At 55.1% G+C, this 22,771-nt stretch carries 18 protein-coding genes and 1 riboswitch; of the genes, 7 read left to right on the top strand and 11 right to left on the bottom strand.

The annotated features are described in order from the left end of the window. The first annotated feature begins 33 nt into the window (after positions 1 to 33). Both arfB and V8L70_RS01060 read left to right on the top strand, forming a co-directional pair. The gene (gene arfB, locus V8L70_RS01065; protein WP_101145656.1) at positions 34 to 450 is read left to right on the top strand and encodes an alternative ribosome rescue aminoacyl-tRNA hydrolase ArfB; all 417 of its coding nucleotides are present in this window, start codon (positions 34 to 36) and stop codon (positions 448 to 450) included. Between the two features lie 31 nt (positions 451 to 481). Then, a complete protein-coding gene (locus tag V8L70_RS01060) occupies positions 482 to 703 on the top strand; it encodes a DUF1289 domain-containing protein (protein ID WP_336268540.1) in 222 nt (73 codons plus the stop codon). Between the two features lie 11 nt (positions 704 to 714). Here V8L70_RS01060 and V8L70_RS01055 read toward each other — a convergent pair whose 3' ends face one another. The 7 genes from V8L70_RS01055 to V8L70_RS01025 all read right to left on the bottom strand — a co-directional run bounded on the left by V8L70_RS01055 (position 715) and on the right by V8L70_RS01025 (position 8,609). Further along, entirely contained in the window at positions 715 to 1,779 is a 1,065-nt protein-coding gene (locus V8L70_RS01055) for a proline racemase family protein (protein ID WP_176301921.1), read from the bottom strand. Continuing rightward, entirely contained in the window at positions 1,779 to 2,969 is a 1,191-nt protein-coding gene (locus V8L70_RS01050; protein WP_336268539.1) for an alcohol dehydrogenase catalytic domain-containing protein, read from the bottom strand. The genes V8L70_RS01055 and V8L70_RS01050 overlap by 1 nt, the downstream gene beginning before the upstream one ends. 173 nt (positions 2,970 to 3,142) lie before the next feature. Next, the gene (locus V8L70_RS01045) at positions 3,143 to 3,721 is read right to left on the bottom strand and encodes an NnrU family protein (protein WP_336268538.1); all 579 of its coding nucleotides are present in this window, start codon (positions 3,719 to 3,721) and stop codon (positions 3,143 to 3,145) included. A 141-nt stretch (positions 3,722 to 3,862) separates the two neighbouring features. Then, the gene (locus V8L70_RS01040) at positions 3,863 to 4,831 is read right to left on the bottom strand and encodes a magnesium transporter CorA family protein (RefSeq protein ID WP_336268537.1); all 969 of its coding nucleotides are present in this window, start codon (positions 4,829 to 4,831) and stop codon (positions 3,863 to 3,865) included. 167 nt (positions 4,832 to 4,998) lie between these two features. Further along, entirely contained in the window at positions 4,999 to 6,423 is a 1,425-nt protein-coding gene (locus V8L70_RS01035; protein WP_336268536.1) for a sensor domain-containing diguanylate cyclase, read from the bottom strand. Positions 6,424 to 6,486: 63 nt separating this feature from the next. Then, on the bottom strand, positions 6,487 to 7,866 hold the full coding sequence (locus tag V8L70_RS01030; protein WP_336268535.1) for an SLC5/6 family protein: 1,380 nt from the start codon (positions 7,864 to 7,866) through the stop codon (positions 6,487 to 6,489). After that, positions 7,856 to 7,963: riboswitch (TPP riboswitch) on the bottom strand. (Overlaps the previous gene by 11 nt.) Positions 7,964 to 8,006: 43 nt before the next feature. Further along, complete coding sequence (locus V8L70_RS01025; RefSeq protein ID WP_336268534.1) at positions 8,007 to 8,609, bottom strand: peroxidase-related enzyme; 603 nt, start codon at positions 8,607 to 8,609, stop codon at positions 8,007 to 8,009. A 190-nt stretch (positions 8,610 to 8,799) separates the two neighbouring features. On the opposite strand from V8L70_RS01025, the gene V8L70_RS01020 reads away from it, so the two are divergent. After that, a complete protein-coding gene (locus tag V8L70_RS01020) occupies positions 8,800 to 9,492 on the top strand; it encodes a hypothetical protein (protein WP_336268533.1) in 693 nt (230 codons plus the stop codon). Between the two features lie 100 nt (positions 9,493 to 9,592). On the opposite strand, the gene V8L70_RS01015 is transcribed toward V8L70_RS01020, so the two are convergent. Next, positions 9,593 to 11,092: a CoA-acylating methylmalonate-semialdehyde dehydrogenase gene (locus tag V8L70_RS01015; protein ID WP_336268532.1), complete on the bottom strand. Its 1,500-nt coding sequence runs from the start codon at positions 11,090 to 11,092 to the stop codon at positions 9,593 to 9,595. Positions 11,093 to 11,369: 277 nt separating this feature from the next. Here V8L70_RS01015 and V8L70_RS01010 point away from each other — a divergent pair, with 277 nt between their 5' ends. Continuing rightward, a complete protein-coding gene (locus V8L70_RS01010; protein WP_336268531.1) occupies positions 11,370 to 12,425 on the top strand; it encodes a zinc-binding metallopeptidase family protein in 1,056 nt (351 codons plus the stop codon). Between the two features lie 4 nt (positions 12,426 to 12,429). Here the strand turns inward: V8L70_RS01010 and V8L70_RS01005 are convergent, their stop codons facing one another. Beyond that, on the bottom strand, positions 12,430 to 13,440 hold the full coding sequence (locus tag V8L70_RS01005; RefSeq protein WP_008957379.1) for an alpha-E domain-containing protein: 1,011 nt from the start codon (positions 13,438 to 13,440) through the stop codon (positions 12,430 to 12,432). Positions 13,441 to 13,444: 4 nt separating this feature from the next. Continuing rightward, a complete protein-coding gene (locus tag V8L70_RS01000; protein ID WP_101145667.1) occupies positions 13,445 to 14,926 on the bottom strand; it encodes a circularly permuted type 2 ATP-grasp protein in 1,482 nt (493 codons plus the stop codon). Between the two features lie 373 nt (positions 14,927 to 15,299). On the opposite strand from V8L70_RS01000, the gene V8L70_RS00995 reads away from it, so the two are divergent. From V8L70_RS00995 to V8L70_RS00985, 3 genes are all read left to right on the top strand, one after another. Then, positions 15,300 to 18,650: a transglutaminase family protein gene (locus V8L70_RS00995; protein ID WP_336268530.1), complete on the top strand. Its 3,351-nt coding sequence runs from the start codon at positions 15,300 to 15,302 to the stop codon at positions 18,648 to 18,650. A 62-nt stretch (positions 18,651 to 18,712) separates the two neighbouring features. Beyond that, positions 18,713 to 21,142, top strand: a complete 2,430-nt coding sequence (locus V8L70_RS00990; protein WP_336268529.1) for a circularly permuted type 2 ATP-grasp protein — start codon at positions 18,713 to 18,715, stop codon at positions 21,140 to 21,142. Beyond that, complete coding sequence (locus V8L70_RS00985) at positions 21,139 to 22,032, top strand: transglutaminase family protein (RefSeq protein WP_336268528.1); 894 nt, start codon at positions 21,139 to 21,141, stop codon at positions 22,030 to 22,032. Before V8L70_RS00990 ends, V8L70_RS00985 begins: the two co-directional genes overlap by 4 nt. On the opposite strand, the gene V8L70_RS00980 is transcribed toward V8L70_RS00985, so the two are convergent. Further along, positions 22,029 to 22,736, bottom strand: coding sequence for a DUF3581 family protein (locus V8L70_RS00980; protein ID WP_336268527.1), 708 nt, complete (start codon positions 22,734 to 22,736; stop codon positions 22,029 to 22,031). The genes V8L70_RS00985 and V8L70_RS00980 overlap by 4 nt on opposite strands. Positions 22,737 to 22,771 lie beyond the last annotated feature (35 nt).

The raw sequence follows: 22,771 nt of genomic DNA, 5'->3' as shown, positions 1-22,771 counted from the left end.
CTTATGGGTTCACAAGTAACACAGGGGCCATTAATGCTCACCATTTCTAATAACGTTACCCTGGCTGATTGGGAGATTGATATCAGCCAAATTCGCGCCCAGGGTGCTGGCGGCCAGAACGTCAATAAAGTCGCTTCAGCAGTACATTTACGCTTTGATATTCTGAGCTCTACGCTGCCGCCTCTGTATAAAGAGCGCTTAATGGCGTTATCGGATCAGCGCATTAGCAAAGAGGGCGTGGTAATTATTAAAGCCCAGAGCCATCGAAAGCTTGAACTCAACAAAGAGGATGCGCTGGCACGTTTAAAAGAGCTGATTCAGAGTGCCACCAAGCAGCAAAAAGTACGCCGCCCCACCAAGCCCACCAAAGGCTCGCAGCGCCGTCGTGTTGATCACAAAACCCGTAAGGGAAAAATTAAGTCATTGCGCGGTAAAGTGTCGGCGTCATAATGCGCCAGCCAGTTCTTCAGAGCCTATCTTAATGAGCACATATTCTACCGTCCGCCCACTCTCGCCGTGCGTGCAGATCTGCCAGATCGAGCCATCCACTTCATTGTGCAATGGCTGCGGCCGTACGCTAGATGAAATTGCTGTCTGGGGCGCCATGACCGAGGCCGAAAAAGCCCCGGTATGGGAACGCTTGGAAAGCGAAGGCTATGTCTCTGATGGCCATGTTTCTAAAGACTACGTTTCCAAAGACTAAGTTTTCACAGACTACGACTCTAAAGACAATGCCGCAGGCTGATGACGGTCACTCAAGATATGATGCAACTCACCGCACGCCACCATCGGGTCATCACAGTTGATCACAATATCCGAGCGCGACAACACGTAACTGCGGCCGGTAATGGTATTTTCCACCACTTGGTAAGCGCCTTCCTGATGCGTGCCAATGAAGGTGCCGATAAACCCCGTTTCACGCAGTGAAACCGTCTCTAGTTTGTCGCCTATACTCAAACGCCCTTCATAGTTCATCAATGCCAGGCGTGCCGAGGTACCAGTACCCGTTGTACTACGGCAAATAACGCCAGGATGAACATAGGTGGTTGAGCGTGAACGTATATAACCTTCCGTTACCTTCTCTTCAGGTCCCATAAAGTGCAAAAACGGCAGTGGCCCTACGTCACCCAGCGTGTAGTGGGAAAAGCCTCGCTGCGCTTTAATCGCTTCGACGATTTTATAGGCACACTCGGATAGCGCACGCTCTTCATCACGCGTCAGTTTAAAGCCCAATTCAGTGGCATCCACTAACGCATAAAAACCACCGCTGTAGGCGATGGAGTATGTGACATCACCAATGCCCGGCACATCAATCGTATCGCGATAGGTGTCGATATAGCTGGGCAAGCCGCCACAGGTAACTGACTCCACCACGCCGTTATGCACTTTGGCTTCGATCTGCACCAAGCCTGCCGGCGCTTCCAGCTTAAAGCGCTGTATCCCTTCCTGCTTGGGCACAATACCGCTCTCCAGCACAGCTGTCGCGGTACACAAGGTGTTAGAGCCAGAGTAAATGGGATAGCCCATTACTTCCATAATGATATATCCCGCGACCGCTTCCGGGTGGCTGGGAGGCACTAACAAATCGACTGACATTTCTGGAATGCCGTAGGGCTCTTCAAGCAGCAAGCGACGTAAACCGTCGGCGTCATCGCGCAGGTACTCCATCTGCTCGCGCACAGTGGCGCCAGGCAAAATATCGATGCCACCGGTGACAATACGGCTAACATCGCCACCGGCGTGAGTATCCATTAACTGGATGGTATGGAGGTTAGGCACTAGTGGCGCTCCTGAGCGTCAGAAGAGGAATTTTCGAGGGCGAACGGAGCACCATGAGAGGCCCACTGGGCATCGGGAACAAGCACAATTTTACCCAGATAGTTGCTGTCCCGATTAACAAAATAGCGCTCGGCCGCATGCAGATTGGAAAGCTTAAATGCCGCATGAAGCACAGGCTTTAATTCACCGCTGCGTATCCATGCCACAAGCTGTTCAGCCTCTTCACGGGTGCCGTGGGAAACGCCAAAAATCTGCACTTGGTACAGATAAACGCGCGTCCACATCATTTCGCTCAGATTGCCACCGCTGGCACCAGCAATGGAAAGGCGCGGGTAGCTCTTGCGCCCCTGCATATCAACAATCATGGTGTCGATAAATAGATTGGTCATTTCACCGCCGACCAGATCCATCACCGCATCGATCGGTTTACCGCTGGTCGTTTCCAGCACGCGATCCACAAACGTCGGCAAGTCGCCACGGTCAATCACCGCTTCTGCGCCTAGTGCTTTGAGTGCGTCAGCTTTGTCTAGCTGGCTTACCGCATAGGGAATAGCGCCCACAACGCGGCAGAGCTGAATCAGTGCGGTCCCCACGCCACCGCTGGCACCACTGACCAACACGCGCTCACCAGCACTCACCTTGGCGGCGGTCATCATGTGGTAAGCAGTTTGATACGAACACATGCCCATTGAGGCAAGCTCTGCATCGTGCAGCTCAGGGTTGGGCACGTGATAAAACTGATCAGCAGGGACAGCGATATACTCAGCAAAACCGCCGTCGGCGCCATGGCCGTAGTAGTCAGGGGTGAGGTTAATATCACGGCGCTCGTCGGCGTAGATATTAAAATCGAGCAGCCCTCGCTGGCCAATGCGCTTTGCGTCGACCCCCTCTCCGACCGCCACGATACGACCTGCCACATCGGCCCCTTGAATACGCGGGAAGGTAAGCGTCGGGGTGCCGCCCATGGCAAAGGAAGTTACATCACCTTTATCTTTGGTGGGGTAAAGGCCTTCACGCGCTTTTCGGTCAGTATTGTTCTTTGCCGTAGCAGTCACCTGTACCAGCACTTCGCCCGCCTTGGGCTTAGGTGTAGCGACATCCGGATGGTACTCCAATTTGTCGATACCGCCATGTCCAGTCAATAGCATGGCGGCCATCGTCGGCGGCACCGTGTGTTCAGTTTCGGCCATGAGCTGACTCCTTAATATGGGTATATTGGCGCTCAAATGACAATAACAAACTCTTGCCGAGTCTCAAAAGCCATATAAGCGGCAATGGCGGCAACGCGTGGTTGCGAGGCCGCCAGAAGAACAAAGCACACTTATTAATATTAGCCAATACAGATATTAATTAAACATAAGCATTAGCTAAAGACAGGGACACCAATCAACGCGGTGTGCAAGTAAAAAGCAAAGACGACATACGCCACCAGCCCGATGAGTACGGTAGAAATAGTAGCCATTTTCGTGGTGCTAACTGGCGCAGCTGGCGTTAAACGACCACGCTTTTTGGCAGCTTTAAACGCCAGGATTGCCCAGATAAGAAAGGCTGCAAAAAAAATAATATCGCCTAAGCGGCCGTTGGCTAGCAGGTGAGCAAACGCCCATATTTTCACTGACAGCATCATCGGGTGGCCAAGCTTGGCCTTAATAGCATTATGGGGAACATAAGCCGCCACTAGCATAATAAAGGCAGGCAGCATGAGCAGCGCGACCGCATGGCGCATTCCCATGGGTGGTTGCCACACATAAATGGGGTCAAGGCGCATCTGGCCAAAGCCGTAAATGGCAATTGCCAAACCGATCACAGACACTGCCGAGTAGGCTATTTTCCACGTGGTTTCGCCGAATTTGGCAATTTGCTGCTGACGCCAATTTTCAGCGAAGATACGTACAGAGTGACTGCCTAAAAAAATCAGCAGCCCGATGATCATAATGGTCATGAAAAATGCTCCCAGTGAAAATGCTAGTCGACGGCTTGATGCCTTATAGTCTTGGTCGCTGCAGAGGATGCCACACTCACCCCTCAACCACCTATGCATGCGTCAACTTTTCGTTTCCTGGCGAATCGTTCACTGACGAGCTTAGAACCAGTGTTTGCGTTTAAATAACCAAATCAATATGCCGCCGATGCCCAGCATTGCTCCCAATACAAAAAAGTAGCCGTACTCATAGCGCAGCTCGGGCATATTTTCGAAGTTCATGCCGTAAATCCCAGCAATAAATGTCAGGGGTACAAAAATTGCGGTAATAACGGTGAGAACACGCATGGTGATATTTAGCTGATGAGAAGAAATAGAGATATAGCCATCGACTAAGTCACCACAAATGTCATAGTACATTTGGGTCAAGGTATAGAGACGTTCAAAGCGGTCCGCCACATCGTTAATAGCGTGCAGGGTTTCGCTCTCTTCTCGGGGCAGATGCTCGTAGTCATAAGCCGTCAGTTCTTGAGTAATGCCTTTGTGGTAACTAAAAATGCGGCGCATTTTGACCAATCGAGAGCGATAAGTAATGATTTTGCGCATCAAGACATCGTTGCCGTCTTCTAACAGTTCATCCTCTAGATCGCTTAATTCAGTTTCAAACTCAAGCAGGCTATCGATATAAAATCCGGCTGAGATATACATAACGCGCAGCGCGACCTGCTCCGGCGAATGCGCCAAAAGTGCTCTTCCGTGCTCGTTAAATAGCCGCTCAATGCTTAACGCTTCACCAGGATGGAGCGTAACCAAAAACCGTTCGCCCACAAAAAAACAGACCTGTTGAGGCAAATAGTTCAGCTCGGCATCGAATGAGGAGATGCCGCGATAAATAATCAGCGTATGGTTATCAAACTCTTCTATTTTAGGCGGATGACGCTCTTTATGGGCATCTTGAATCGCCATCGGGTGAAATTCGAATGCCTCTAAAATCGACCGTTCGCTCTGCTGGGTCTCCCCCTGCATATCAATCCAAATATGGCTTCCCGGCGTAGCCCGCCACACAGCTATCAGGCTTTCACCGCCCTCATGGGTCTCGCCTTCAGGCGTGGTCAGAATAGTTCGAATCATGATCGTCCTTGAATATTTCCGGTCTCGGGGTTTGTACGAAAAGTCGCTGAGCGAAGACCAGACTAGGCAAAAATAGGCGAAAAAACGGAGTTTACAGAGTGTAAATGAGTATTTTGAGCCGATTTTTAACAACGTATGGGCGAGCGCAAGCAGTTTTCGTACCAAGCCTAAGAAGCACTATCCAAAGGCTGCACTATACGAACTTGGGCTTTTCCCAAGCGCTTGGCATCATACATGGCAACATCGGCTCGCTTTAATAGCTCGTTGGCCGTTTCAGCACTAGTCGGCATGTACATGACAACACCTATGCTTGCACTGATATTCAGCGCCGCATTGCCAGCAGCAAACGGCTCTTCAATCACCTGTATTAATTTTTTAGCCAACGGCTCAATCGCCATGGACTCACTGCCTTCTAATAGCAAGACAAACTCGTCTCCGGCCCACCGCGCTATATAGTCGGTTTCACGGACGGCCCCCGCCAATCGTTTAGCCATCACACGCAGCAGCTCATCCCCCATGGCATGGCCATGAGTGTCGTTAATCGCTTTAAAACCATCCAGGTCCATGAATAAAACTGCTAAGGGCTTTTGAGTACGCCGAGCGCGGGCCATCGCATCAGGCAGGCGTTCATCCAGGGCGCGTCGATTCGGCAGTTTGGTTAATACGTCTTCACGGGCCTGTTGATCGCGCAAGCGCTCTAGCTGCTGCCGTTCGGTAATATCATGGATAAAAAGACTGCGTCGTTCGCGGCCATCAATGGTCAATGTCTTGATGCGGACCTCGACGGGCAGTTCCTTGCCATCATGGCACCGCGCTGTAAAGGTGATAGGGGCTTGATCACTCTCAGTTGGCAAGCCATTCGGAAAGAGTAGTTGTGTGATTGGCCTTGCCAGCACCGCCTTGCGTGGCCAACCAAACATTAGCTCAGCCGCTCGATTCCAATCCAGAATAACGCCCTGTGAATCAACGCTGATATAGGCGTCATAGGCGGATTCAATGACCAGGTTGAGCTCGTTGGTGCGCCGTTCAATTTGGCACTCCATACTGTAATGAAGCTCGCTCAACGCTCGCTGAGATTCCTGTGCTTTTTTTCTCTCTCGGATCAGCCGCTCACGCAGGCGAATTTCATCAGTCACAATCGCCGCTAAATCTTTCAAAGCCGCCAGTTCCTGCTCACTAAGAGTACGAGGTTTAATATCAATCGCGCAGAGGGATCCCAATGCAAGTCCATTGGAGGTGCACAGCGGAATACCCGCATAAAAGCGAATCCCATTCGGGGCGGTCACATGGGGGTTTTGCGCAAATCTAGGATCCTTGCGTGCATCTTCAACAATTAACGGCTCTGAGGCCGTCACTGTATAAGCGCAAAAAGCCACATCTCGCCCTGTCTCGCGGGTTTCCACGCCCACGCGCGACTTAATCCACTGACGCTCAGCATCAATCAACGTGATCGTTGAGATAGGCACATTTAGTAACTGGGTAACCAACCTGGTGACGCGATCAAACGCCGGTTCATCCGGGGTATCTAATAGTTCAAGCTCATAAAGAGCGGCTAACCGCGCCTCTTCATTAGATGCTATGGGGTAGCTCATTGTCATGTCACCCATTCAGGGAGGTGTAGGTCTACCAGCATATCGCGACCAGCACTTTTCTGCTTACTGCTTATTATTTTTACTCATACTCGCGAGCAACACACTAACCAGCGTAGAGGCGACTATCGCGCCGACAAACGGCCCCAGCGTAGGAATACTGCCTGGAAAACTGGCAGCTACCACTCCCGCGATGAGACTGCCCTGACCGAACCACCCTGGAATAATGGCACCCAGCAATCCTGCAACGCCTCCCGCAACAGCCGAAAAAGGGGTCATGCGCTGCCACAGACCTAGCAGCACAGGCACCACAATGGCAGCACACAGTAAGTCAGCAATCAGGAATAGCCGCAGTACCGACAGCCCCTGCAAAGCAATCACTACCACCGGTATCATCAATGCAATCGTGACCCAGCGGGCAGCGGCGATGGAAACACCCCGCTGTTCGCTGCGCGACACCACCAGGGAAGCGATACCATTTTGTAACGTATCCACACTGGAGGCCACCAAGGTGACTGCCAGCACTAAGGCAGGTAGCGTCAGCCAAGCTGGGGCCTTCGTTAGCAGGGCGAAAAACGGCATCGGCGGCTCGCCAAGGCGAACCCCACTCATTGTCGCCAGCATGCCCAAACCACCAATTAGCATCACGACGACGACGGTCATACCGCCGCCTAGCCAAGCGCCACGGCCCAGGCTTTGATCGTCCCTTGCCGCCCAAACACGCTGCCAATACCCCTGGTGGAAAAGGTTCGCTGCGGTGACGGCGATGACCAGCGTTAACGCAACGCTCAGCGCGCTGGTAACGGGGATTGAAGGCAGCGTTGCCTCGCTAGGCATTGTGGGTAGGCGCCATAACGTAACGCTACCCACCGCCAACAGAAGCGCTAGCAACAGCCATGCCTGCCACCGGTCCGTGGCAAGGCTGGCGCGCAAACCGCCAACCGCCGTATACACCAGAGTGGTGAGGGCAACGCCAATAATCACCAGCGCGGGCGGCACATCTGACAATAGCGCTGTGATGGCCCCTATGGCGGTGAGCTCCGCTGCCAGAAAACAGGCCATATAGCCAACCGACACTAACGTTACCCAGCGCCGCACGCCTGGGCCATAGCACGCTTCTGCAAACTCGGCGATGCTGCGCCCTTCCGGCAACGCACGGCGAATTTTTGGCCCGTAGAGTCCTAACACAATAAACGGCAGTGCCGACCCGAGCGCATAACCTGCTAATGCGAGGGGGCCAACAAAGGCGCCAATTTCGGGCGGGGCAAAGAGTATCCACGCCCCCATGCCGGAGGCAAGAAAGGAGAGACCAAGGGTTGAAGCTGTTTGTGAGTTGCGAGCCGTCACATAATCATCAACGGGGCCATCCACCCAGCGAGCCCGTAGACCTAAATAAGCAAAGCAGCACAGCGCCGCGCCAAGCACGGCTGACGTCAGATATAGCATGTCGCACTTCCTCCGCCGGTACGAACCGGATCAGGTTCCAGGGTCTGCGCAGCGCGCATTCTCAGCCCTTGCAAGCAGGGCTCCCCTGGCGACAGTGAATGAAGACGGTATCGTCAACCAAAAACGCGTCTTAGTAAAGTTTAAGGTGTGTTGGCAGCCTCTGCGCGGGGCACTCGCCCCATCAAATAGAACTCCGCATTGGGCGGCGTACCCGCCAGGGTGACCAATCGATTCGACAGACCAAAAAACGCCGCGATGGCGCCTATATTCCAGCAGTCCTCTTGGCTAAAGCCTTCTTGCCGCAGGCGCGTGCGCCACTCATCGGTCATTTCACCGACATCAATGGCACAATGCATGGCAAAGTCGAGCATGACGCGGTGGCGCTCACTAATCGGTGCCACGCGATGGTTGATGGCGACCTGATCCGCAAGCAGCGGGTCTTTGCTGTATATGCGCACCAGTGCCCCATGCGCCACCACGCAATACAAGCAGCGATTGCGCGCACTGGTAGCGACCACAATCATCTCTTTCTCGGCTTTAGTGAGCGTGTCAGATTCACGCTCCATTAGCGCATCATGGTAGGCAAAGAAAGCACGAAACTCAGCAGGACGATGGGCCAACATTAAAAATACATTAGGCACAAACCCTGCCTTTTCCTGGACGGCCAAAATAGTATGGCGAATATCGTCGGGCAGATCATCTAACGTTTCTGGTACATTAAAACGGCTTAATGGAGCAGACATAATCACCTCTTTATTGTTAAGTTTAACCATCTCATAAAAACGACTTAGCCTTTACGTAACAAAACGCTAACTTAAGTGACTTTTAATTAGCGGCCCTGCTCGCCATACTGATGTAACGACCTGCAATAGCTGGCATAAAAGAACCGCGCGCATAACGCTTAATAATCAGTTCGTTCAAAGGGACACTGACATGAGCCATAACGAAGCAAAAGAACACATCTCCGGTCGTCTAAACGAACTGTTTTCTGACCCCTACCAAGCGTTTGAAAATGATACGGATGAGCGCCAGCTACATATTCGGATCATGCTGCATATGTTACTGGCCCGCCCCATGACGCGGGGCCAAATGACCTTGAGAGTCATTCATGGCTGGGAAAATGGTGGGTTTGAGCCCGACGATCTTCAGCATGTCGACTACACCCTCAGTAACGTTTCTGACTTCAAACGAGCAGTGCAGGATTTTGAACACGCCTCCAAGCACAACACACCTTTACCTGCTGACCAAACCGCCATTCTAGCTGCCCCGCTAGCCGATGCGATTGCAGAGGCCAGAGCAGAAGGTCAAGACCTCGCCAGCGGCATTCGTCATACACCAGCGCGCTGGCCAGCGTTTGAGGGCGGCTTGGCACTCTATACGCTGTTTAAAATGTACCACCGCCTGATTTATGGCGAAGATGACACCTACCGCTGCTCGCAATGCATGACGCCGCTTGGTTTGCGCGAAATACATGAGTTTCACCTTGAAGAAGGTGAGTTCGCGCTGCTGGTGCCGCCAGCCCAGGACTTCATGAACGAACATTCCCTGCTGGTGTTGCATGAAAGCCAACTTGGCCCCACTGAACAACTGTTGGAAGAAAGCTTGCCGTTGTTTGATAACTTTTAAATCACGATATGCCGATTCATCGGCTCGGCTTTGGCCGCACCCGCTATCAATTGACCCCGCTTAATGCGGGGCCAGCATCAGGCATTGAATAGTGCTTCATTTAGCCAAGCGAAATCGTACTATTAATGCCACTGGAAACATTCTCTGGTTCAAACCAACGCGCTGTGACGGTTTTGGTTTGCGTCCAGAAGGCAATCGCCTGTTTGCCGTTAGGCCCTAAATCCCCCAGCTTTGATGCCCGCGAGCCAGTGAAGCTGAAGTAGGCAACCGGTACGGGGATGGGCACATTGATACCAATCTGACCCACGTCGATATCGGTTTCAAAACGACGAGCAATCCAACCAGAGTTAGTAAAGATAGAGGTGCCATTGCCGTTGGGGTTGGCGTTGATAAACTCGATCGCTTCGTCGAGGGTTTCAACACTGACCACACACAGTACAGGCCCAAAAATCTCTTCACGGTAAATGGTCATATCTGCGGTCACATCCGCAAACAGAGTGGGGCCCACGAAATTACCGTTGGGGTAGCCCTCCACTTGAACATTGCGACCATCGACCATCAGTTTGGCGCCCTCTTTTTCACCTGCATCGATTAAACGCAGCACACGATCACGAGCAGCTGGCGACACCAGCGGCCCCAAATCGGCATCTAACTGGGTGCCCGGCCCCACTTTCATTTCACGCGCCGCATCAACGATATCGCTCAGCCACTCACGCGCCTCGCCCACCAGCACCACCACAGAGTTTGCCATGCAGCGTTGGCCCGCCGCGCCAAAGGCTGAGCCCAGCAGGTTGTTGATCGCTTGGCTACGATTAGCATCGGGCATGACCACGCAGTGGTTCTTGGCCCCCATCATTGCTTGCATGCGCTTGCCCGCTGCCGCTGCACGGTTATACAGCAGCGAACCCACATGGGTAGAGCCGATGAACGAGAGCGCTTTGATATCCTGGTGATCAGCAATCTGGTTGGCTACATCAGGGCCACCGTGCACCACGTTGAGCACGCCTGCCGGGACACCGGCTTCGTGGGCTAACTCCACTAAGCGCATGGTGGAACTGGGATCCTGTTCGGAGGGTTTAAGAACGAAGGTATTACCAGTGGCAATCGCCAGTGGAAACATAAAGCACGGCAGCATAATCGGGAAGTTAAAGGCAGTAATACCGGCGCCCACACCAAGCGGCTGGTGCATAGTGTAAACGTCCACCTCGTTAGCGGCATTTTCCGCCAGCTCACCCAACTGCAGCGAGGTAATCGAACAGGCATGCTCCACCACTTCCAAGCCCCGGCCAACTTCCCCTTCCGCATCGGGAAGCGTTTTGCCGTGCTCTTCGGTGATCAGCGCCGCCAACTCTGCGGTATTGTCGCGAATCAGTGCCTGAAGCTTGAGCATAATGCGCATGCGTTTACCCAGCGGTACTTTTCGCCACTCCTTAAACGCCTCTTTAGCGCTGCTGATAGCGCGTTCCACTTCGTCAGTGGTACAGAACGGTACCCGCGCTACCACCTCTTGCGTGGCGGGGTTAACCACATCGCGCCACTCCTGGCTTTGCGACTGCACGGGCTGGCCATCGATATACATGGGAATTTCGCGAACAGACATAGCGTTGCTCCTATTATTAATTGTGATTGTTATGGCTGTGGTTGTTATAAAAATGCGGTATTAAAAAGTGCTTCGCGGTAAGGCAAGAGTACAGGGTATAGCAGCAAGTTGACGTTAACGTCAACCAAGTATCGCATGAGTCAACAAAATCTGCGGCAGGATATCAATTAGCCTTTCCAATGTGTCACAGGGCTGGCTATGCTTCGGCCTATCAGTGTGCCGCAGCCTCGCGGATCGCACATGGCGAACGCTCGTGTTTAAACACAGGGAATTATTTATGCAGGCTTTCAACTGCCGCTGTGGCAATCCGCTTTTCTATGAAAACACCCACTGCCTTAGCTGTCAGTCAGAGGTCGGCTGGTGTCCTGCCTGTAGCAATATCGTGGCCATTGAGCCCTTGGAGAACGGCGGCTATCGCTGTACCCACCCAGGGTGCGATACAGCGCTAATGAAGTGCCACAACTATGCTGTTGAGAACGTGTGCAATCGTATGGTGGTAATGGAACACGGCCAAGCGGATACGCTATGCGACTGCTGCCGTTATAACGCCATGATCCCCGATCTCACTATTGATGGTAACCGCGAGCGTTGGGCAGCACTTGAGGCGGCCAAACGGCGTCTGTTTCATACCCTTGATTTACTGAAACTACCCCATGGCACCCAAGAGGATGCTATTGCAGTGCCGTTGAGTTTCTCTTTTATGGCTGATGCCCTGCCTGACCAAGGACTATGGCGCTCTACCGCCAACCAGGAGAAAGTGTATACCGGCCATGCGGCAGGTCATATCACCATTAACGTTAAAGAGGCCGACGACGTTGAGCGCGAGCGTTTACGGGTCGATATGAACGAGTCCCACCGCACCTTGATTGGCCACTTCCGCCATGAAATCGGCCACTACTACTGGGACGTATTGGTTAAGGATCGCGATGAAGAAACGTGTCGTGCAGTATTTGGCAACCACCACCGGCCAAGCTATGCCGAAGCGTTAGAGCGCTACTACCAACAGGGCGCTCCCAGCGACTGGCCTGAGCATTTTATCTCTGCCTACGCCACCATGCACCCCTGGGAAGACTTCGCCGAAACCTTCGCGTATTACTTGGATATGGTGGCCGTGCTGGATACCGCACTGCACATGGGCATTACCCATGTCGAATATGACGGTAGCCTGGACAGCATGTTGATGGCTTTTCATCAGGTCGGCTTGGCGGTGAACGAGCTCAACCGGGATATGGGTCTGCTCGACCTGTCACCGACGGTGCTCGCCCCCGCCGTGCGCGATAAGCTGGCGTACCTGCATCAACTGATCCAGGCCGCCAGCCCTGTGGAGCGTTAGTCCTTCAATCGTTGTCGTTGTCCCCTGCGTGGCTTTGGCTTTGCGTTTGACTCTGCGTTTGTGCCACTCGGGGGACAGTGTCGTCATTCACAAAGTAGGTCGCACTCAGCGTATCGTGAATGGCGGCAAAGCCAATTTGCAGCTCGTCGATAAAGGCATGCAGCTTGCTCGGCGAATGGGCAAGCGCTTGGATATCGGCATCGACTACGTCCGCGCGAACCAGCGAAACCGTCGCCGCGGGGCGGTCTTGGCGGGGAAGCAAGGTAAGCTCATGGCCTAGTGTTTCGAGGCTGCAGGCAATCGAACGTGGCAGGTTGGGGTCTTGGAGCAAAAAACGCAGCACATCCGGCCCCCGCACTCGTAAACGCACCTGCTGACGGTACATTTGATACGCAGTGAGTGATTTAAGCACACTCATCCACTGCAGGTTTTCAAACGGCAGTAGCTCCTCAGGGTTTTGCGGCAGCAAGCTGGCAGAGCGCACGTCCACAATGCGCGTCGTCATATCCGCCCGCTCCAACTGGCGCCCTAATTCAATAAACGTACGCGCCGGGCCATGACTCAAGGTGCCCTCAATGAGCCCCGTTAACGCTTGGCAACCACGAATCACGCTTTTGAGAAAGCTATCGCGGCGGCGCGGGCTAACGCCATGTTCAGCATGGTCGACGACGCTCAGATAGAGCTGATTAACCTCCTCCCAAATCTCCCGAGGCACCACATCCCGGGTGGTTCTGAGGTTCTCGCGAGCACTGGCGAGGGCGGAGATAATCGAAATATCATTCTCGGTATCGGCACATAAAAAATGTACGACATTGCGCTCATCGAAGTCTGTATGGCGTGCGGTGAAGGCTTCCAGGCTGCCGGTCATTTCGATAAGTGGGGCCCAACCTAACGGCAAGCGTCCCGGCAAATCCAGCATAAGGTGGCTGTTAACGCTCAATAGGCGCGCGGTATCTTCCGCTCGTTCAATATAACGCGCCATCCAGTAAAGATTTTCAGCAACGCGTGACAGCATGGCGTTAGGCTCCTTTCACCGCGGCCGCTGCCGCCTTATCGTCGGTTTCTACAATCCAGGTATCTTTACTGCCGCCGCCTTGTGAAGAGTTCACCACCAGCGATCCTTCTATCAAAGCCACCCGCGTCAAACCACCGGTCGTGACATGAATTTCAGGCCCTGAGAGTATGAAAGGGCGTAAATCCACATGGCGCGGCTGCGGCAACCCATTCGCTAGCGTAGGCGTAGTAGAAAGCGCCAGGGTGGGCTGGGCCATATAATTGCGTGGATTTGCCTTGATCAACTGCGCAAACTCATCGCGGGTCTCTTTGGTTGAGCGCGGGCCAATCAACATGCCGTAGCCGCCCGACTCATTGGCGGGCTTGACTACCAATTCATCCAGGTGGTCGAGCACATAGCGGCGGTCGTCTTCAAACATGCACAGGTAGCTCGGCACGTTGGGCAACAGCGGCTCTTGATCGAGGTAATAACGAATCAGCGCAGGGACGAAAGCGTAAACCACCTTGTCATCCGCCACCCCAGCGCCCGGCGCGTTGGCCAGCGCGACTTTACCCGCCCGCCAAGCGCGCATCAGGCCCGCAACACCCAGCATAGATTCAGGATTAAACGCTTCCGGGTCTAGAAACTCATCATCAACACGGCGGTAAATAACATCCACGCGGCGCATGCCCTCGACGGTGCGCATATACACCACATCATCGTCATCCACTAACAGGTCACTTCCCTGCACCAGCTCTACGCCCATTTGCTGGGCAAGATAGGCGTGCTCGAAGTAGGCAGAGTTATAAATCCCTGGGGTCAGCACCACAATTTGCGGGTCATCGCCGGGGCGCGGCGACATCGACGCTAGCATGTCGTAAAGCTGCGCTACGTAATCATCAACCGGCAAAATCTTGCCCGAAGCGAATAACTCCGGCAGCACTCGCTTAGTGACATTACGATTTTCAAGCATGTAAGAGACGCCGGAAGGAATGCGTAAGTTATCTTCCAACACATAGAGCGTGCCGTCGCCATCGCGCACTAGGTCTGACCCGCAAACATGCGCCCACACGCCGTGAGGGGGATTAATACCCACACACTGAGGGCGAAAATTAACCGACTGCGCCAATACCTCAGCGGGTAACACTTTGTCCTTGATCACCTTTTGGTCGTGGTAGAGATCATCAATAAATAAGTTTAGCGCCTGCACGCGCTGCTTGAGCCCCGCCTCGGTTTTACGCCACTCATTGGCGGGAATAATGCGCGGCACAATATCAAACGGCCAGGCACGGTCGATCATTGCCCCTTCTGAATAAACGGTGAAAGTAATTCCCATGGTACGGATAGCGATCTCCGCCGCCGTTTTCCGCTCTGCTAACTCTTCTGCGCTAAACCTTGCCAACATGTTGCACAATTCACCCGCTGACTCGCGTGGCTGACCGGGCGCGGCCATCAGCTCATCGTAAAAATCACGACACGCATAGTTATTCCAATTCACTTGGCTCATGGGCGCTCTCCTGGCGCTGGGGTGGAAGCGGCAACTTCCTCAATGCTCAGTGTAGGCCTGCCGCGTGCAAAACAATCAAACAATTGAGAGCAAAATACGTACCATCTTTTGCGATATTTCAACGTTCGCTTACTTAAACACTACTCAAACATTACTTGGCAGAACTTCAGCGCCCAACAAAACCTTTTATGCTTCTTTTGGTGCGTCTAGTTGGCTTCAAGTTGGTGCATAACGCCATTTCCACTTTAGTTAAACGTCTTACTTAAGATAGCGGCTGCAAAAAAGTAAAAGTGGAACGATACTTGCGAAACGTTCGGTTATTCCCTAACCCAGCCGACTATCCGGTTGATAACGGTTCTCTTGAGGGTGGCCCATGACCATTCGCGTTGCCTTGCATCATCGTACGACTTACCACTTTGACCGCCCGGTACGTCTATCACCCCATGTTATTCGGCTGCGTCCGGCGCCCCACTGTCGCACGCATATTGAGGCGTACTCACTCAAGCTCTCCGGTGATGACCACTTTTTAAATTGGCAACAGGATCCGTTTGGCAACTTCAATGCCCGCGTGGTGTTCCCCGAACCGCGTAAAGAATTAACCATTGCGGTCGAACTCATCGCCCCGATGACGGTGATTAACCCGTTCGATTTCTTCTTGGACGACATTGCGCAAACGATTCCCTTTGCCTACCCCGAAGCGCTGCGCCAGGAACTAAGCCCCTATCTGGAAATAACGGAATCCGGGCCGCGGTTGATGGAGTGGCTCAAGGCTGTTCCCCGCGAGCCCACCACCACCGTCGATTTCCTGGTCGCGCTGAATCAACGCCTGCAGGATGATATTGGTTATCTGGTACGCATGGAGCCCGGCGTACAGAGCTGCGAAGAGACCTTAACGTTCGCCAGCGGCTCCTGCCGAGACAGCGCCTGGCTGTTGGTGCAAATTTTCCGCCACCTGGGCCTCGCCGCACGCTTTGTCTCCGGCTACCTCATTCAGCTCAAGTCCGATGTTAAAGCGCTGGATGGCCCCAGCGGGAGCGAAGTAGATTTCACCGACCTACACGCCTGGACCGAAGTATTCCTCCCCGGCGCAGGCTGGGTGGGGCTCGACCCCACCTCGGGACTGTTCGCTGGCGAAGGCCATATTCCCCTCGCCGCCACCCCGACGACCGGCAGTGCGGCCGCGATTACCGGGTTTTCGGATAAGTGTGAAGTCACTTTCGATGTCACCATGGAAGTGGAGCGTATCCACGAAGACCCACGGGTCACCAAGCCCTATAGCGATGAGCAGTGGCAGCGTATCTGCGCGCTGGGTGACGAGGTAGATGCCGAACTGCTCCACCAGGACGTACGCCTGACCATGGGCGGCGAACCCACCTTTGTCTCGGTCGACGATATGGAGAGCCCACAGTGGAATACCGAAGCCCTGGGCGAGCACAAACGCGAACGCGCTGAGGCACTGCTAACCCGGCTCCAGGCCGCTTACGCCCCCGGCAGCGCTATTCAGCAACAGCAAGGCAAGTGGTACCCCGGGGAACCACTGCCCCGCTGGGCGCTCGCCTGTTACTGGCGTAAAGATGGCGTACCACTATGGCGTGATCCCCAGTGGCTGGCCTGCCTAGACGGCGCACCGGAGCTCCATGTAGATGATGCAATGGCCCAGCGCTTTACCAAAGCGCTAAGCGAACGCCTGGGTGTGGCCGAACGCTACTGGATTCCGGCGTTCGAGGATGCCTACTACTATCTATGGAAAGAGCAGTCGCTACCGGTGAACGTTGACCCACGCGAAGCCAATCTCAAAGATGACGCCGAACGTCACCGTTTAGCCCGCTTATTAGAACAAGGCTTAGACGAAGTGGTTGGCTATGCCCTACCGCTGCGCCACTCGCTTAGCCAGGCCCACCGCTGGGAGAGCGGACGCTGGCCGCTCAAGCGTGAACACCTGTTCCTGGTGCCCGGCGACTCCCCCATGGGCTTGCGTTTACCGCTTTCGGCGCTGCCTTGGGCTGCCCCAGAAGAGCAGCCTCAACCGGAATCGCTGTTCGCGCCTCGCCCAGAGCTGGGCGACATTCACGGCGAAGTTGCTCGCCGCAACGCCGAACAACACCACCTCAGCGATGCCGAACGCTTGGGTCGAACCAGCCACCCGAGCCCATCACACCCAGAGGGCGAATCGGTTCAGCAGCAGCCACGGGCGGAAATCGACACGGAAAGTGGTGTTATTCACACCAGCCTATGTGTGGAACCCCGGGATGGCCGCTTGCATATTTTTCTGCCGCCGCTAACCAGCTTGGAGCACTACCTCGACCTACTCAGCACCGTTGAGGAGTGCGCCAAGGAGCTCGCCTGCCCGGTGATGGTAGAGGGTTATTCACCGCCTCGGGATCCGCGACTGGAAAACTTTATGATCACCCCCGACCCGGGCGTGATCGAAGTGAATATTATGCCCGCCGCCAGTTGGCAAACCCTGGTCGCGCAAACCGAACGGCTGTATGCCGAGGCACGTGAAACCCGTTTGGGCACCGAAAAATTTATGCTTGATGGCCGCCACACCGGCACCGGCGGCGGCAACCATGTCACCCTTGGCGGGATTACCCCTGAGGATTCACCTTTTTTACGCCGCCCAGACTTGCTTGCCAGCCTAGTCACCTACTGGCAGCACCACCCTAGCCTCTCTTACCTGTTTTCAGGCCTGTTTATTGGCCCCACTAGCCAAGCCCCGCGGGTAGATGAAGCGCGCCACGAGGCACTTTACGAGTTGGAAATCGCCCTACAGCAAATGCCTGAAGGCGAAGTAGTGCAGCCCTGGCTGGTGGATCGCTTGCTGCGCCACCTACTGACTGACTTAACCGGCAACACCCACCGCGCCGAGTTCTGTATCGACAAGCTCTACTCGCCGGATAGCGATAGCGGGCGGCTAGGATTACTGGAACTACGCGGCTTTGAGATGCCACCCCATGCCCGCATGGGGCTGATGCAAATGCTGCTGATCCGCGCCCTTGTTGCGCGCTGCTGGAAAACACCCTATCGGGCCAAACCGGTGCGCTGGGGCAGCGCCTTGCAGGATCGCTGGATGCTGCCCCACTACTTGTGGAACGATCTTGACGATGTGCTCAGTGATCTACGCCACCACGGCTTCGATTTTGATCTTGAGTGGTTCGCTCCCTTCCTGGAGTTCCGCTTTCCGCTCCACGGGCGCTTGCACACGCCGATGCTGGATATCGAACTGCGTCAAGCTATCGAACCCTGGCATGTATTGGGCGAAGAAGCCTCTGCCGGGGGCACCGCCCGCTACGTCGACTCATCAGTCGAGCGCCTGGAAGTTAAAGTCAGTGGCATGAGCGGCGACCGCTACGTGGTGACCTGCAACGGTCGTAGGGTGCCGCTTTCAGCCACCGGCAGAAACGGCGAAGCGGTGGCTGGGGTGCGCTACCGCGCTTGGCAGCCACCGTCTGCGCTGCATCCGCAAATTCCCATTCACGCGCCGCTGGTCTTTGATGTCATCGACACCTGGAACCAGCGCTCCGTGGCAGGCTGCACCTACTACGTGGTACACCCGACCGGACGCAATTTCGACACCTTCCCGGTTAATGCGTTTGAAGCGGAAGCGCGCCGACTGGGGCGTTTTAGTGACAGCGGTCATCGCCATGGTCATCAGGTGCCCAAGCTGGAAACACCCAGCCTGGAACTGCCGCAAACCCTCGACTTACGCTGGACACCAAGCTAATGCTTTCCTCTTAGCGGCTAGTGCAGGATAATCCGCCCACCTTTCTCAGGATTACAAGGATAATGACGGCCCCTGTCTCTCCCTCACTTCTCGCGCCCGTGGCTAACGGGCTCGTTGAGGATTACTTACATCAGCTAGGCAAGGGACAGCCCGGCACGTTTGACGCCATGCTCGATGGCCAGGGGCAGCTACGCCCCGGCTGGCAGAGCTTACTGAGCTCACTGGAAGGCATGGGCCCTACGGGGCGCTTACAGCAGCATGAAGAAATACAGCGGCTGCTGGCTGAAAACGGCGTGATTTTTAATATGCATGATGACACCCAGGGGCGTTCGTGGCGGCTTGATCCGCTGCCCTGGGTGATCGATGAAGCACAGTGGCAAGCATTAGCCGTGGGGCTAACCCAGCGCAGTCGCCTGCTAAGCGCCCTTTATGATGATATTTATGGGCCCAAAACACTTTTTGAGGCGGGGCTGCTACCCACCCAGGAACTGCTTGCTTCAGCGCATTTGTTACTGCCCTGCCACCAGTCGCTACCCAATGACCGTGCAGCGATCAACTTTCACGGTGTGGATGTCATTCTGGATGCAAAAGGCCAGTGGCGGGTGATGGCAGACCGCCTACAGGCGCCATCAGGCACCGGTTTTGCGCTTGAAAATCGCATACTGATGGCCCGCGCCCTGCCGGATATGTACCGCAATGCACCATTAAAACGGTTAGCGGGGTTTCTCGACCTGCACCACCGTACGCTGATCGCCATGGCCTATCAGCATCGCGATAACCCCACGCTTATCCTACTAACGCCGGGGCCGGCCAGCCCACGCTACTTTGAGCACGCCTACCTGGCCAACTATCTCAATATCGCGCTGGTGGAGGGGCAGGATTTAGTCGTACGCGATACCCAAGTGTGGCTGCGTACGCTGGGCGGTTTACAGCCAGTGGATGTGATACTGCGCCACTGCGACGACGCTTACTGCGACCCGTTGGAACTGCGTGGCGATTCGCAGCTGGGCGTACCCGGGCTACTCCAGGCCATGCGCGCAGGCGGCGTAGCGCTATCGAACGCCTTGGGGGTGGGCATTTTGGAAGCCCCCGTATTAGCCGATTACTTACCGATGCTGTGCGAACACCTGCTGGGTGAAACCCTGCTGCTGTCCAACGCCGATGCCACGACGGTGTCCGCCACCGCACCGGTTTTTGATAGCTACCTACAGCGGCTCGAGCCCACCACCCTCAACCTACGCTGCTTTGTGACCCGCACGCCAGTCAGCGCCACGATCCACAGCAACGCTACTGCCAAAAGCAGTGAAGCCAGTGAGTACCAAGTAATGCCCGGCGGTTTAGCCTGGGTGGGAGAACCTGGCCTGCCATCACTAAGCAGCACTATCGTTAAGGATGTGTGGGTCACCGCCGCCGCTCCCCAGCCCCATGTTAGCCAGTTGCGCCAGGCCCGCGGCCCGGTGGTGGCCACCCGTGACGGCACCGACCTACCCAGTCGAGTAGCCGAAAGCCTGTTTTGGTTAGGCCGCTACGGCGAGCGCTTAGACACCCGCGCGCGACTGCTGCGTGAAGCGCTGATGAGGCTGATGGAGTACGACCAGGATGAGATCGCCGATCAACTGCTTGATGAACTCCTGTTAGCACTGGATATCACCACGCTAAACGAAGAGGACGAACAGCGGCTACAAGCACCGCTGATTGGCTTTGATTTAAAGCGCGCCGCGCTGCTGGCCCAGTTTGATGACGTAGATCCTCAGGCGTTGCAGCCCCTTTTTGCACAGTTAATGCGCAATGCACGCAGCGTGCGCGACCATTTAGGCGACGACTCCTGGCGGGTAGTCCACCAGTTGCGCCAGCGCATGGCCACCTTCAACCCCAGCTTAGGGGCCAGCGCTGCAAGGCGCGCCTGCGAAGGGTTGTCGGCCCAGCTAGCCGCCTTCTTTGGGCTGTGCAACGAAACCATGCCCCACCACTACGGCTGGCGGTTTATGGATATTGGTCGCTTTTTGGATCGTGTGCTGGGCTTGCTCTCACTGCTCAAGCTCACCCTCAATGCGCCGCACACACCGGGCTTAGCGCTATGGGAAGTGGTGCTCGCCACCACCGATAACTTTACCGCCTATCGCCGCCGCTACCGCAGCGAGCTTCACCCGGCGGCGATTCTCGATCTACTGCTATTCGATGAAACCAATCCCCGCTCGGTGGGCTATATGCTCAAGCGCATTGAGCGCCAGATGGATCGCCTGCCTGGCAGCACATCGCCCTATCGCAACGCTGAGCGACGGCTATTGATTCAAGCCAATGCGGCGCTGCACCTGGCGGATATTGATCGTTTAAGTCACTTGGCCGAGACGCCAGAGGCACAAGAGGCTTTAGAGCAACTGCTGGATGCGTTGATTGAACCCTTAAGCGCGCTTTCTGAAGCCATCAGCCAGAGTCATTTCAGCCATGTGGAGCGGCCACGCCAGTTAGTCAGCATGGAGCCTGATGCATGAACTACACGCTGCGCCATACCACTCGCTACCACTACAGCGCCCCAGTGACGCTATGCCATAGCGAGGCACGCGTGCTGCCCCGTAAAACGCCGCACCAGCAATGTGGCGCCTCGGAACTACAGGTCAGCCCTGTGCCCCAGGTGCAGATGGAGCGCCGCGATGTATTTGGCAATCGGGTGCTCTATTTCGCTATGGAGGATGTCCATCAAACGTTGGATGTGACGGTGGTAACACCACTAAGAACACAGCCCTTGGCAGCACTGCCGCCTACTTCCTCAGCGTGGGAAAGCGTTGCTCAGCACCTTAGCCAGGCAAACAGCTTTGACGTTCAGCTCTACCGCCTAGACTCACCGTTTATCCGCCGAAACGCGGAGCTAGCCAGCTTTGCCCACAGCTGCTTCACCCCAGGCAGACCGATCGTTGAAGCGGCATTAGCGCTTAATGAACTGATTCACCAAACCTTTGAGTACGACCCCAGCTTCACCACGCTGGCGACACCGCTAAGCGAAGTGCTCGCCAACCGCCGCGGCGTATGCCAAGACTTCGCTCATCTGGCGATTGGCGCATTGCGCTCGGTGGGTCTCGCCGCCCGCTATGTCAGCGGCTACTTAGAAACCCAGCCGCCGCCTGGGCAGCCACGCCTGATCGGCGCAGATGCTTCCCATGCATGGCTGGCAACCTGGATTCCTGAATGGGGTTGGCTGGCCCTCGACCCCACCAACGGCACCGTGGCTGGCGAGCAGCATCCGGTGCTGGCCTGGGGGCGTGATTACGCCGATGTCGCCCCGCTCAAAGGCGTTATGAATGGCGGTGGCGAGCATCAATTGGAGGTCGAAGTCGATGTGATGCCGCAGGCTATGATGCCGCCGATAGCCTCGACGGGACGCTAGGCCGACTCGTAGGCGGCCTTTAAGCGGTAAAACTCTTCTACTATCGCGGCCATTTCATCGGCGTCGTAGTCACACAGGCCACTCACCACAAGCTTCTTGGAACCGACGCCCACCGCTTCCCCAGCGGATTCAATCGAGAACTCCAGCAGCGCATCGGCGCGTTTCCCGTGAACCTCTAACGAAGAGTGGTTCAGCATTAAGCCCGGCGAAAAGGCATCTAAACGCTCAAGCGAAAACCCCATGCTATCGTAGATCACCAAGGGGCGTTTGGGGTTAAACATGACCCCATGTTGCTCCATCAGCGGTTTGAGATAGTGCGGAAAGTTCTTGCCTGAAAACGCGACATAGCAACGCGCAAAGGCTTCCACTACCGCGGGATCGTGAGTAATGTCACCACTACGCACCACCTGCAAGTAGCATTTGCCGCCCTCATCGCAAACGTGAAGTGCACCGTTTTCTGCTTCGCTAAACTTAAGCGGCGTGTCAGCGCCCACCATGTTGGTGAAACGAAATTCCATTTGCCGCGACAACCCAAACTTTGTGAGTATCAGCACAAACAGTAGATCACCGGGCACACAAAAGCGCCGTGCATCCGGGTTATGAATAGGGTTGTAGTCACCCGCCACGCCTTTGGCGAAACGACTGGCCTGCTCTGCAGAGATCACTACATACTCTCCGCGCTGCGCGTAAAAATCCTTGAACATGGCGTTTGTTGCCTGCCTAGCGTTGAAATCGAAAA

It is taken from the genome of Vreelandella arctica, from assembly GCF_037070215.1.
Classification (GTDB): domain Bacteria; phylum Pseudomonadota; class Gammaproteobacteria; order Pseudomonadales; family Halomonadaceae; genus Vreelandella; species Vreelandella arctica.
The sequence above is the reverse complement of the archived record's forward strand: the minus strand, read 5'-3'. Positions and strand labels throughout refer to the sequence as shown.